General features: G+C 40.8%; 10 protein-coding genes and 1 pseudogene. 7 read left to right on the top strand and 4 right to left on the bottom strand.

Annotated features, from left to right (window positions below; genetic code table 11):
• Positions 1-16: 16 nt before the first annotated feature.
• From DDU33_RS05425 to metE, 5 genes are all read left to right on the top strand, one after another.
• Entirely contained in the window at positions 17-1,003 is a 987-nt protein-coding gene (locus DDU33_RS05425; RefSeq protein WP_108923602.1) for an oxidoreductase, read from the top strand.
• A 33-nt stretch (positions 1,004-1,036) separates the two neighbouring features.
• Complete coding sequence (locus DDU33_RS05420) at positions 1,037-2,332, top strand: NCS2 family permease (RefSeq protein WP_108923600.1); 1,296 nt, start codon at positions 1,037-1,039, stop codon at positions 2,330-2,332.
• 63 nt (positions 2,333-2,395) lie between these two features.
• Positions 2,396-2,746 (top strand): DsrE/DsrF/TusD sulfur relay family protein, encoded by a 351-nt coding sequence (locus tag DDU33_RS05415; RefSeq protein WP_005818595.1) that lies wholly within the window; start codon positions 2,396-2,398, stop codon positions 2,744-2,746.
• A complete protein-coding gene (locus DDU33_RS05410; protein WP_108923598.1) occupies positions 2,746-3,936 on the top strand; it encodes a BaiN/RdsA family NAD(P)/FAD-dependent oxidoreductase in 1,191 nt (396 codons plus the stop codon). The genes DDU33_RS05415 and DDU33_RS05410 overlap by 1 nt, the downstream gene beginning before the upstream one ends.
• A 226-nt stretch (positions 3,937-4,162) precedes the next feature.
• On the top strand, positions 4,163-6,433 hold the full coding sequence (gene metE, locus DDU33_RS05405) for a 5-methyltetrahydropteroyltriglutamate--homocysteine S-methyltransferase (RefSeq protein WP_108923596.1): 2,271 nt from the start codon (positions 4,163-4,165) through the stop codon (positions 6,431-6,433).
• A 141-nt stretch (positions 6,434-6,574) separates the two neighbouring features.
• On the opposite strand, the gene DDU33_RS05400 is transcribed toward metE, so the two are convergent.
• The gene (locus tag DDU33_RS05400) at positions 6,575-7,537 is read right to left on the bottom strand and encodes an SEL1-like repeat protein (protein ID WP_108923594.1); all 963 of its coding nucleotides are present in this window, start codon (positions 7,535-7,537) and stop codon (positions 6,575-6,577) included.
• 210 nt (positions 7,538-7,747) lie between these two features.
• Between DDU33_RS05400 and DDU33_RS05395 the strand changes: the two are divergent.
• Positions 7,748-7,942: pseudogene (locus DDU33_RS05395) on the top strand (hypothetical protein); the annotation flags it as partial.
• Positions 7,943-8,087: 145 nt separating this feature from the next.
• Positions 8,088-10,559 (top strand): TonB-dependent receptor, encoded by a 2,472-nt coding sequence (locus tag DDU33_RS05390; RefSeq protein ID WP_108923592.1) that lies wholly within the window; start codon positions 8,088-8,090, stop codon positions 10,557-10,559.
• Between the two features lie 63 nt (positions 10,560-10,622).
• Here DDU33_RS05390 and fis read toward each other — a convergent pair whose 3' ends face one another.
• The 3 genes from fis to sixA all read right to left on the bottom strand — a co-directional run bounded on the left by fis (position 10,623) and on the right by sixA (position 12,595).
• A complete protein-coding gene (gene fis, locus DDU33_RS05385; RefSeq protein WP_005818589.1) occupies positions 10,623-10,916 on the bottom strand; it encodes a DNA-binding transcriptional regulator Fis in 294 nt (97 codons plus the stop codon).
• A gap of 6 nt (positions 10,917-10,922) precedes the next feature.
• The gene (dusB, locus tag DDU33_RS05380) at positions 10,923-11,891 is read right to left on the bottom strand and encodes a tRNA dihydrouridine synthase DusB (protein ID WP_108923589.1); all 969 of its coding nucleotides are present in this window, start codon (positions 11,889-11,891) and stop codon (positions 10,923-10,925) included.
• 215 nt (positions 11,892-12,106) lie between these two features.
• Positions 12,107-12,595, bottom strand: a complete 489-nt coding sequence (gene sixA, locus DDU33_RS05375) for a phosphohistidine phosphatase SixA (RefSeq protein ID WP_108923587.1) — start codon at positions 12,593-12,595, stop codon at positions 12,107-12,109.
• Positions 12,596-12,653 lie beyond the last annotated feature (58 nt).

Genomic DNA, 12,653 nt, shown 5'->3' with positions numbered 1-12,653 from the left:
TAAAGAGGAAGATAAAATGTCCAATATTCATCTTGCCATTGCCGCTGATTTTACCTTAGCTGAGAAATTACTTGAAGCCTTAGAAAACAGCGATTTGACTTTAGATAAAGTTTCCGCCGTGGAACTTGAACCCTTCGGCGAAGAACAAAACTTACGCCTAGGAGCCAAAGCCGTTGAACAATTTGAATTAGATAATTTAGATTGGTCGCAATTCACACACGTTCTTTTTGCTGCGCCAATGGCACAAGCCGAAGTGCTTGCCAAAGCCACTCAAGCAGGCTGTATTATCTTAGATTTATATGGCATTACTGCGCTAATCGGTAATGTACCCGTTATTGTGCCAAGTGTGAATGATGAAGCATTAGCAAATTTACGTGAGCGAAATATCGTTGCCCTTGCTAATCCACAAATTTCACAATTAGCGTTAGCGTTAAAACCTTTATTAGATTACCCTTTACAACATATTTTTGTTACCTCTTTGCTCCCATCTGCTTATTTTGGCGATGAAAAAGTCAAAGAGCTTGCCGGTCAAACTGCACGTTTACTCAATGGCATTCCATTTGATGAAAATGCTGAACGTATTGCTTTTGACGTAGTGCCTGCCAACGTTCAAGGCGATGAGAAAAAATTACCGTTCTCTCGTGTATTTGAGCTACAACTTGCAAAAGTTTTACCAAATTTAACCGCTTCTGTGCAATTCCATTCAGTGCAAGTGCCGGTCTTTTACGGCATATCACAAATGATCTCGGTACAATCTGAGTATGCACTTGATGTTGAAGCAATAAGCGAAAGCTGGAAAGCTCAAAACTGGCTACAATTTAATGAAGAAAACATCGTTACCGCCGTGAAAAATGGCGAAGATGAAGAGCAAAACGCCCTTCAAATCAGCCAGTTATTATCAAAATCAGAAAATAGCTTGCAATTCTGGTCTGTTGCCGATGAACAAAAATTCAGCTTAGCCTTTTTAGCCATTGAGCTTCTGGCGCAAGTATTAGATTATTAAACACCTTTGGTTTGAGATTTAAAGAGATAAATTATGTTGGAAAAACTCTTTCAGTTAAAAGAAAAAGGCAGTAATGCAAAAACCGAAATTATTGCCGGTATTACCACTTTCTTTACGATGGTTTACATTGTTTTTGTAAACCCTTCTATTCTTGGCGTGGCAGGAATGGATACACAAGTAGTATTCGTGACCACCTGTTTAATTGCCGCATTCGGAACTATTGCGATGGGTTTATTCAGTAACCTACCGATTGCTTTAGCACCTGCAATGGGGCTAAATGCGTTCTTTGCCTTTGTGGTTGTTCAAAAGCTCGGCTACTCTTGGCAAGTGGGAATGGGTGCAATTTTCCTCGGTTCAGTCGGATTATTTTTACTCACAATCTTACAAATTCGCTACTGGTTTATGTCTGCCATTCCGCTTGGACTACGTGTCGGTATCGGGGCTGGTATTGGGCTATTTATTGCCTTAATCGGCTTTAAAAATATGGGGCTGGTTATTCCAAATGAAGCAACCCTTGTTGCCCTTGGCGATTTACACGATCCAAAAGTGTTAATGGGCGTATTAGGCTTTTTCATTATTGTGATCTTAGCCGCTAAAGGTATTCACTCCGGCGTATTAGTGTCAATTGCGGTTGTTACCGCTTTAGCGTTAATTTTCGATCCTGCCGTAACCTTCAACGGCGTGATGTCTATGCCACCAAGTTTAGAAGCCGTTGTTGGGCAAGTTGATATTGCCGGCGCTTTAGATGTTGGCTTACTCGGCATTATTTTCTCATTCCTGCTTGTCAATCTCTTTGACTCATCAGGCACTTTAATTGCCGTAACCACAAAAGCCGGCTTTGCTGATGAACAAGGTCGCTTCCCTAGAATGAAACAGGCATTATTAGTCGATAGTAGCGCCGCAATGGTTGGCTCATTTATGGGAACTTCAGCTATCAGTACCTATATTGAAAGTGGCTCTGGTGTCTCGGTTGGCGGTCGCACCGGTTTAACCGCAGTAGTGGTCGGTCTGTTATTCCTTTTAACCATTTTCTTCTCTCCGCTCGCAGGATTAGTACCGGCTTATGCTACCGCTGGCGCTTTAGTCTTTGTCGGCATTTTAATGGCTTCCAGCCTTATTGAAGTAAAATGGGACGATTTAACCGAAGCAACACCAGCGTTCATTACAACAGCAATGATGCCGTTTACATACTCCATCACAGAAGGCATTGCTTTTGGCTTCATCAGCTACTGCGTGATGAAAGGCTGTACCGGTCGTTGGAAAGAAATTAACCCTTCTGTTGCTGTCGTTTCTCTACTCTTTATTGCAAAATTTATCTGGGTTGGTTAATCAAACAAGAAGACGCAAAATGGCGTCTTCTTTTACATTCAATGGAAAAATGGAGAATAACCTATGCAAAAATTACTTTTTATCGTTCACGCCGCACCTTATGGCAATGAAGCTTTCTTCAGCAGCCTGCGCCTAGCACTACAAATTCAAGAACAACATAAAGCCCAAATCAAGCTATTTTTAATGTCTGATGCGGTTATCGGCGGGCTTGCCAAACAAAATCCGGCAGAAGGCTACCATATCCAGCAGATGCTGGAAATCTTAACCTCTCAAGGCGCAACCATCAAACTTTGTAAAACCTGCACAAACGCACGAGGTATTACAGAACTTCCATTAGCGGAAGGCGTGGAGATCGGCACATTAAGCGAACTTGCCGATTGGACAATGGAAGCAGATAAGGTATTAAATTTCTAATGAAAAATGTTGATGTTGTGATCATCGGCGCAGGGGCTGCCGGGCTATTTTGCGCCGCTCAACTGGGGCAAAGTGGCAAAAAGGTCATTGTATTAGACTCAGGCAAAAAAATTGGACGCAAAATCTTAATGTCGGGCGGTGGCTTCTGTAATTTCACCAATTTAGAGGTTACACCTCATCATTATTTAAGCCAAAATCGCCATTTTGTGAAATCCGCTCTAGCTCGTTATACCAACTGGGATTTTATCGGCTTAGTTGCAAGCTATGGGATTTCCTACCACGAAAAAGAACTCGGACAACTTTTCTGTGATGAAAGCGCTCAGCAAATTGTTGATCTCCTCCAAACAGAATGTGAAAAAGGCAAAGTAGATATTCAACTCAGACAAGCGGTCATTTCTGTTGAAAAAATTGCAGATTTTTTCCAAATTCAGACCGCTTGTGAAAGCTATCAAACGCCTCATCTTGTCATCGCAACCGGCGGGCTTTCAATGCCGGCTCTCGGTGCAAGCCCATTTGGCTATAAAATTGCCGAACAATTTGATATTCCGGTTATAGCACCAAGAGCCAGCCTTGTGCCTTTTACGTGGAAAGAAAACGATAAACCTTTTGCCGAGTTATCCGGTATCTCATTACCGGTCAGCGTGAGCAATCGAGGAATGACCTTTAATAACCAAATGTTATTTACACATCGAGGCTTATCAGGCCCTGCCATTCTGCAAATTTCAAATTATTGGGACTTGGGCGAAAGTGTCGAAATTGACTTACTGCCTGATAATGACATTTTAGAGATCTTACTCGAATTACGTCAATCTTCGCCAAAATTGCAGCTAAAAACGGTGTTAAGTCGCTATTTACCGAAAAAGCTCGTAGAACTTTGGTTTGAACAAAAAATGTTAAAAGATCAAGTGATTGCTCAATTATCCAAAACGGAGTTGATCTCGCTAGAACTTTTTATTCATCATTGGCAATTCTTACCAAACGGAACCGAAGGCTATCGCACAGCTGAAGTTACGATGGGGGGCGTGGATACCGATCATATCTCATCGAAAACGATGGAAGCCAAACACGTGAAAGGTCTCTACTTTATCGGTGAAGTTCTTGATGTTACCGGCTGGCTAGGGGGATACAACTTCCAATGGGCCTGGTCTTCTGCTTTCGCTTGTGCTGAAGGCATTATTCATTCGTATTAAAAGCAAGCGGTTAATTTTTCAGACTGTTTTGGTGTTATACATTTGCCTTAAAGCCACCACAGAAACATCAATATAACATCAAAATACTCTTACAAATTAACCGCTTTCCTCTTGGTTTCAGCATGAATAAGTTTCATGATAATATTGAAAATTATGAAGTTGCATAATAATCATATTTCATAGATGATGAATCCAATTTAAATTCATCCATAAATAGGAGCATATTATGACAACATTCCACATTCTAGGCTTTCCACGTGTTGGGGCGAAACGTGAATTAAAATTTGCACAAGAACGTTACTGGCGTGGTGAAATTGCAGAACAAGATTTATTAGATTTAGCCAAAGCCTTGCGTGAAAAAAATTGGAAACACCAAGCAGAAGCTAATGCTGATTTCGTGGCGGTGGGCGATTTTACTTTTTACGATCATATTTTAGATCTGCAAGTGGCAACGGGGGCAATTCCTGCTCGTTTTGGTTTTGACAGCCAAAATTTAACGCTTTCTCAATACTTCCAGCTGGCTCGTGGTAACAAAGATCAATTTGCTATTGAGATGACCAAATGGTTCGATACCAACTATCACTATCTCGTACCTGAGTTCCACAAAAACACCGAATTTAAAGCCAACCCAGCTCACTACGTTAATCAAATCCGTGAAGCGAAAGCCTTAGGCTTAAATGTCAAACCTGTGATTGTCGGGCCATTAACCTTCCTTTGGTTAGGCAAAGAGAAAGGCGAAGCCTTCAATCGTTTTGAGTTATTAAACAAACTTGTCCCCGTTTACCGTGAAATTTTAACCGCACTTGCAGCGGAAGGCGTGGAATGGATCCAAATTGACGAGCCTGCTTTAGCCTTAGATTTACCGGCGGAGTGGCTGGCAGCTTATCAAGCGGTCTATGCAGAATTAAGCCAAGTGAATGCAAAATTGTTATTAGCGACCTATTTCGGTTCGGTGGCAGAACACGCAGAGTTGCTCAAAGGCTTAGCGGTTGATGGGTTGCACTTAGATTTAATCCGTTCGCCTGAACAGCTTGCCGCCTTTGAAGATTACAGCAAAGTGCTGTCTGCCGGGGTGATTGACGGGCGTAACATTTGGCGCGCGAACTTAAATCAGGCGTTAGATCTGCTTGAGCCGTTAAAGGCGAAGCTCGGCGAGCGTTTATGGGTTGCTCCAAGCTGTTCATTGTTGCATACGCCCTATGATTTAGCGGTGGAAACGCAACTACAAGCGAATAAACCTGAACTTTATCAATGGCTTGCCTTTACGCTACAAAAAGTCGAAGAATTGTCGGTAATTAAGACCGCACTTGAACAAGGTCGTGTAGCGGTACAAGCGCAATTAGACGCAAGCCAAGCGGCGGCTGATGCCCGTGCGACATCAACAGAGATCCACCGTGCAGAAGTGGCAGCTCGTTTAGCCAACTTGCCTGAAGGAGCGGATCGCCGTCAATCGCCATTTGCAGAGCGTATTGCGAAGCAAAATGCGTGGCTAAACTTACCGCTTTTACCAACGACAAATATCGGTTCATTCCCTCAAACCAGCGAAATCCGCCACGCCCGTGCGAGCTTTAAGAAAGGCGATTTAAGCCTTGTGGATTACGAAGCGGCGATGAAAAAAGAGATCGAATATGTGGTTCGCCGCCAAGAAGAGTTAGACTTAGATGTGCTGGTTCACGGCGAAGCGGAACGTAACGATATGGTGGAATATTTCGGCGAATTGCTTGACGGCTTTGCCTTTACCAAGTTTGGTTGGGTGCAAAGTTACGGTTCACGTTGTGTCAAACCGCCTGTGATTTATGGCGATGTAGCTCGCCCTGAACCGATGACGGTGCGTTGGTCGCAATATGCCCAAAGCCTCACCAACAAAGTGATGAAAGGAATGCTGACAGGTCCTGTGACGATTTTACAATGGTCGTTCGTGCGTAACGATATTCCACGCTCAACGGTCTGCAAACAGATCGGCGTGGCGTTATCGGACGAAGTGTTGGATCTAGAAGCGGCTGGGATCAAAGTGATCCAAATTGATGAACCTGCCATCCGTGAAGGCTTGCCACTCAAGCGGTCAGATTGGGACGATTATTTGCAATGGGCGGGTGAAGCCTTCCGTTTAAGCTATATGGGCGTGCAAGATGACACCCAAATCCATACCCATATGTGTTATTCCGAGTTCAACGACATTTTGCCAGCAATTGCCGGCTTAGATGCGGACGTGATTACCATTGAAACCTCACGCTCCGATATGGAATTACTCACCGCCTTTGCTGACTTCAAATACCCGAACGACATCGGACCGGGCGTGTACGACATCCACAGCCCACGCGTACCAAAAGTGGAAGAGATCGAACACTTGTTGCGTAAAGCCTTGAAAGTGGTACCAAAAGAACGCTTATGGGTAAACCCAGACTGTGGCTTAAAAACCCGAGGCTGGAAAGAAACTATCGAACAGTTGCAAGTGATGGTGGACGTGACGAAGAAATTGAGGAAGGAATTGGGTTGATCTAGCAGATTTTGTGGTGCAATGGGGCGAAAGATATTTCGCCCCTACATTTAATTTATTGAAATCATTGAAAAAATGAGATTGATTTATTGCAGAGCTAATCACATTAGCCCAAATTTGTACTCAACTTTGCTAGATAGATTATTTCATCTCTCTTAATTGACGATAAGCATCACAAGCCTCTTGGCTACCATTATTACAAGCCTTTCCAAACCATATTATTGTAGCAGCATCATTTTGTTGAACGCCTTGTCCATTGTAAAACATTATGCCTAAATTGAATTGAGCCTTTGCAAACTCTTGTTCAGCCGCTTTTTGATACCATTGGAATGCTTGATAATAATCTTGACTGACACCATATCCATTTCCGTACATTACACCTAAATTATATTGAGCATCAGCCAATCCTTGTTCAGCTGCTTTTTGGTACCATTTGGCTGCTTGTTGATAATCTTGGGTAAAGTATATGTATATATTACCTAAATTGTATTGCGCATCAACCAATCCTTGTTCTGCCGCTTTTTGATACCACTTAACCGCTTGGTGATAATCTTGGCTAACCCCTCGTCCGTTGTCGTACATTACGCCTAAATTAAATTGAGCTTTTGCATCTCCTTGTTCAGCGGCTTTTTGATACCATTTGACTGCTTGATGATAATCTTGGTTAACACCTCGTCCCTTGCTGTACATATTACCTAAATTAAATTGAGCCTCTGCATCCCCTTGTTCTGCTGCCTTTTGATACCATTTGACTGCTTGATGGTAATCTTGGCGAACACCGTCTCCTTTTTCGTACATAAAACCTAAATTAAATTGAGCCTGTAGCACCCCTTGCTCAGCCGCTTTTTGATACCATTTGACTGCTTGGCTATAATCTTGGCTAACACCATACCCATTGTCGTACATTAAGCCTAAATTATATTGAGCTCCTGCATCCCCTTGTTCAGCCAATTCCTTAAACATAGGAAAAGCCACTTGATAATTTTCTTGTTCGATATATTGATATGCTCTGTTAAATTTCTCTTCTGCTGTTTCAGCATAAACATTTCCAATAAGGGTAAAAGAGAGTAATAAGGTAGAAAGTAGGGTTTTACGAAGTGTCATTTTGTTTTCCTTTTGACGATAGTTTTAAGATAGTGAAATTATACAAAAAAAAAACAAAATGCAATCAAGATGTAATCAGTGGTTTTTTATTGGATTTTGTAATGGGTGTTGAATTTATGAGCAATTTGGAGCTGTTTACCGTTTAATAAAACAAAGGGGAGCCAAATGCCTCCCATAATCCCCTCCCATATGTGTTATTCCGAGTTAAACGACATTCACAGCCCACGCGTTCCAAAAGCGGAAGAGATCGAACACTTGTTGCGCAAAGCCTTGAAAGTCGTACCAAAAGAACGCTTATGGGTAAACCCAGACTGCGGCTTAAAACCCCGTGGCTGGAAAGAAACCATTGAGCAGTTGCAAGTGATGGTGGAGGTGACGAAGAAATTGAGGAAGGAATTGGGTTAATTTTAAGATTTACTCTAGGGCGTTATATTTAACGCCCTTTTTCTTATTATCAAACCCATAAAAAAATTAAGCTTTAATTGATTTTATTCTCCTTTTTATTTATTATCCCATAAAAAAAATATGGTTAATTATCTAAGGAGACAAAATGAAAAAAAATGCTATAACGCTTTCCATAATTTCGCTTTTTTCTGTATGTGCATATGCAGAAGAAGGGGCGGAACTTGAGGAAATTCAAGTCGAAGCCAAAGTGGCGGAGAGTAACTTGCTAGGGGATCGCCCGAATGTAAGTGATAAACTGATAGATGGAAAAGTATTCAAACAGAAATCAACAACACTTGGAGATGCTTTATCTAGTGAGTTAGGAATTCATTCTAACCAGTATGGTGGCGGTGCTTCAGCGCCGATTATTCGTGGGCAAGAAGGCAAGCGTATCAAGATATTACAAAATAATAGTGATGTGGTGGATATGTCCACTATGTCGCCGGATCATGTGATAACGGTGGATACAACATTATCTAAACAAGTTGAAATCGTTAGGGGGCCTTCTACCTTGCTATACAGTTCAGGCAATGCTGCTGGAGTAATCAACGTACTTGATAATAAAATTCCGAATTTTATGCCGCAGAATGGACTTAAGGGCGAGGTGGGTTTCCGTTTTAATACCAATAACAATGAAAAATTGACCACAGCAGGTGTTACCTTTGCCATTCATCCGAGTATAGCCGTTCATCTTGAAGGCTTATCAAAACAAGCGGGGAACTACAAAACGCCACATTATCGTTATGGCACTTATGCAGATAAAAAAGCTTTTAATCGTAGAGAGATGAGCTATCAAAATCTTTCACATGTCCCTGAAAGTTGGGCGAAATCACAAGTTGGCACGGCTGGCATATCTTGGATTCATGAAAAAGGCTATTTAGGGCTTGCCTATACCGAACGCCAAAATAAATATGGATTACCTGCTCATAATCATATTTATGAAGGCTGTGCGGTAAGGATTATTGATGAAAGTGTTAAACAACAATATCCCTATTTATTCCCTTACCCTGAACTTGCTGATGATCAACATCTCTTTTGGGCTAATCCGGGTGTAAATATGGCGGATTGTCATGCCCATGGTTTGTCAGCTACGCCTTATGTCGATTTGAAAAGTCAGCGTTACGATTTTAGAGGCGAGATTATCGAACCTTTTAAGTATGTTGATAAATTGAGATTTAACGCAAGCCGTGTAAATTATCAGCACGGAGAAATAGAGGGAGAAAAAGCAGCAAATCTCTTTAAAAATAAAGGGCTTACCACTCGTCTGGAATTTGTACATAGCCCAATCGGGAATTTAACGGGAATATGGGGCATTCAATACCTTGAACAAAAAAATAGTGCATTATCCCCAGAGGATTCAGCAACCCACAAACATCGTGGCGTACAGCAGTTACTAAACAATAACAAAATGCAGAACTGGAGTTTATTCGGTTTAGAAAGCTATCAATGGAATGATATTACCTTTGAAGCCTCTGCTCGTTTAGAAAAACAAAAAGTTACCAAAGATTACGATCATGAAAAAGTACGTAATGAGTTTCTCTCTCTTGGATATATTGATAGTAAAAGACCGGAAACAGCTCATGCCATGGATAATTACTATGCTTTAACTCAAGCACATAAAAAAACAGCACACTCTTTTGCGTTAGGTGCGCATTGGGCATTTAAAGAAAATCATAAACTCTCTCTGACCGCTTCGCACCAAGAAAGGCTTCCTAATGCACAAGAGCTGTATGCACACGGTATGCATTTGGCAACAAACTCATTTGAAATGGGTAATAAAGGGCTAAGTAAAGAAAAATCCAATAACCTTGATTTAGGGTTAAGTTATGAAGGCGATAAATTTAGCTATTATTTGAGTGGATTCTTATACAACTTTGATAACTATACCTATCTCTATACACTCAATTCAGGGAGAGGTCCTGCTTCAATGAAGCAAGATAGCGATTTACGCATTAATCGCTATATGCAAGCTCCTGCTCGCTTCTATGGTGTGGAAGTTAATTTTGGTTATCAAGTTACACCAAAACATCATATCAGCCTATTCGGTGATTACGTGAAAGGTTACTTAAAAGCTCACGATATTCGCACCAGTGATAAAGTGAGCTATGTTGATAACCCTGAATTTACCAAAGCAGTAGAAAAGCTAATGCAGGAAAACCCTAAAATGAAACTATGGCGAGCAGCATCTAAAGTCAGAAATGAGATGGGAATTGAGCGTCAAATTCGTGTACAAGAGCCTGTGTATGAAGAGCAAGCTAAAATGTACACCCCACGACTTCCACCAATTCGTGTCGGGGCTCGTATTAAAAGTGATTTTACTGAAAACCTCAACGGTGAATTAGAGTATTACCGTGTCTTTACGCAACATCGCATTTCAAAATTTGAAAATGTCACGCAAGGGCATAATATGCTGAATCTTGGGCTCACTTATCAGAACAAATTAGCAAAAGGCGAGTACGAACTCTTCCTCAAAGCGAATAACTTACTGAATGAAGCTGTATATGCCCATGAAACTTTTTTACCCTATATTCCCCAAATTGGACGTAATTTCAATGTAGGTTTTAACTATAAGTTTTAAGCTAAAAAAACCTCACAATGGTTAGCCCATTGTGAGGTTTCTATAATGAAATAAACAGTCAGATTAACCCATACCGTATTTTTTTAATTTTTTACGTAATGTACCACGGTTGATACCTAACATCGTTGCTGCACGAGTTTGGTTACCACGAGTATACTGCATTACCATATCTAACATTGGATGTTCGATTTCAGATAACACTAATTCATATAATTCTGTTGGATCTTCACCATTTAACTGCGCTAAATAATTTTTTAATGCTGCTTTAACATTATCACGAAGCGGTTTTACCACTTGTTGAGCTTGTGCATTCAGCATTGTTACTGTTAATGGGTTGTTTACTGGTTGTTCAATCATTTTCCTCTATCCAATTAAAAGAGATTCTACAAAATCTTCCAATGCTTTTATTTGAGCTTTTGTCGTATCTAATGCATTGAAAGTACGTTTAAAATTTGAGCCCGGCAATAAGTTCTCACTATACCATCCCACATGTTTACGTGCGATACGATACCCTTTTTCTTCTCCATAAAATTGGTGAAGAGCGGTAACATGTCGTAACATCAAATGGCATTTTTTATCTAACGATAAAGAAGAATATGCTCCATGCTCTAAAAAATCATTCACTTCCTTAAATAACCAAGGGCGACCATAAGCGCCTCGACCAATCATTACAGCATCAGCCCCCGTATAATCAAGAACCTCTTTTGCCTTTTCAGCCGAAGTAATATCACCATTAGCAATAATAGGGATTGAAACAGCTTGCTTTACCGCTTTAATACTTTCGTATTCTGCCACACCCTCAAATAAACAACTTCGTGTGCGACCATGAATCGTTAAAGCAGAAACACCCGACTGTTCAGCAATGTGAGCAATCTCTAAGCAATTTCGATTTTCCAAATCCCAACCTGTTCTTATTTTTAACGTGACAGGTACATCAACAGCATTTACCACTGCTTTTAAAATGTTTTCAACTAATTTTGGCTCACGTAAAAGGGCAGAGCCTGCCATTTTTTTATTAACCTTTTTAGCCGGACATCCCATATTGATATCAATAATTTCTGCTCCATACGCAACATTTACTTTCGCAGCTTCTGCCATTTCAGTTGGATCGGCTCCTGCAATTTGTACGGCATTTACGCCAATATCACGATGATGTGCTAAACGTAATTTGGATTTTTCAGTATGCCATACATCAGGATTGGTAGACATCATTTCAGAAAAGGTTAAGCCTGCACCTAATTGGCTACACAAACGGCGGAATGGCTGATCAGTAATGCCAGCCATGGGCGCGAGGAAAATACGGCTTTTAAATTCATATTGTCCAATTCGCATATTAACCCTTTGCCTATTTCACACTTAACCACAAAATAATATCTACACAGAAGTATTGTAAAAGTACATAAAATCGTACTTTTGTTTATTTCCTCAACTAAAGAATCGACTTCTTTAGTCAAGGGGGCGTATAATACGCATTTTTTGAGCATTTTGGAAGCCTAAATTTTAGCCAAACACGAAAAAAATCAAATTTTTTCACTTTTTACCATCATTTATGGTTTTTCAACGGTAAGTAGCTTTCCAATCATGCCATCCCACTCAATTTCAGCCAAAACAGCAGGGTAGAAATGAACACTCTGCTGATACTGCGTTAAATGCTGAACCAAATCAAAAACCAGCGGCAAATGAGAAATCAACAGAACATGCTTTGCACCTTCGCTTTCAAGAAAGGCTAAATAATCGCTTACCTGTTCTGGCGAGCTGCTTGGCGTAATGCCTTCCCAGGTTTCAATCACATTTGCAAAAGATGGGATAAATCCAACCGCTTGCATCCCCTTTTCAACTTCATCCCAGGTCTCTTGTGTACGTAAGTAAGGGCTAACAATAATTTTATCTAAATAATTTTGCTCATTATTTAGCTGTTTTCCTAAATAAATCCCTTGTTGGTAAGCCATTCGTTTTCCAGCCTCAGTCAGTTTTCTTTGGCTATCGGTTAAAGCATTAAATCCTGCTTCGCCATGGCGCATAATCCAGATTTTCATAATAAATCCCCTTTATTTTTTATTCCCACTCGTATTTTTTAGGCGTATAATGTACGCC

It is taken from the genome of Actinobacillus porcitonsillarum, assembly GCF_003101015.1.
GTDB lineage: Bacteria > Pseudomonadota > Gammaproteobacteria > Enterobacterales > Pasteurellaceae > Haemophilus_A > Haemophilus_A porcitonsillarum.
This window is presented reverse-complemented; position numbering and strand designations above follow the sequence as displayed.

Coding starts and splice junctions, on each gene's coding strand:
- DDU33_RS05425 (WP_108923602.1), top strand. CDS start 17: ATGTCCAATATTCATCTTGCCATTGCCGCTGATTTTACCTTAGCTGAG.
- DDU33_RS05420 (WP_108923600.1), top strand. CDS start 1,037: ATGTTGGAAAAACTCTTTCAGTTAAAAGAAAAAGGCAGTAATGCAAAA.
- DDU33_RS05415 (WP_005818595.1), top strand. CDS start 2,396: ATGCAAAAATTACTTTTTATCGTTCACGCCGCACCTTATGGCAATGAA.
- DDU33_RS05410 (WP_108923598.1), top strand. CDS start 2,746: ATGAAAAATGTTGATGTTGTGATCATCGGCGCAGGGGCTGCCGGGCTA.
- metE (WP_108923596.1), top strand. CDS start 4,163: ATGACAACATTCCACATTCTAGGCTTTCCACGTGTTGGGGCGAAACGT.
- DDU33_RS05400 (WP_108923594.1), bottom strand. CDS start 7,537: ATGACACTTCGTAAAACCCTACTTTCTACCTTATTACTCTCTTTTACC.
- DDU33_RS05390 (WP_108923592.1), top strand. CDS start 8,088: ATGAAAAAAAATGCTATAACGCTTTCCATAATTTCGCTTTTTTCTGTA.
- fis (WP_005818589.1), bottom strand. CDS start 10,916: ATGATTGAACAACCAGTAAACAACCCATTAACAGTAACAATGCTGAAT.
- dusB (WP_108923589.1), bottom strand. CDS start 11,891: ATGCGAATTGGACAATATGAATTTAAAAGCCGTATTTTCCTCGCGCCC.
- sixA (WP_108923587.1), bottom strand. CDS start 12,595: ATGAAAATCTGGATTATGCGCCATGGCGAAGCAGGATTTAATGCTTTA.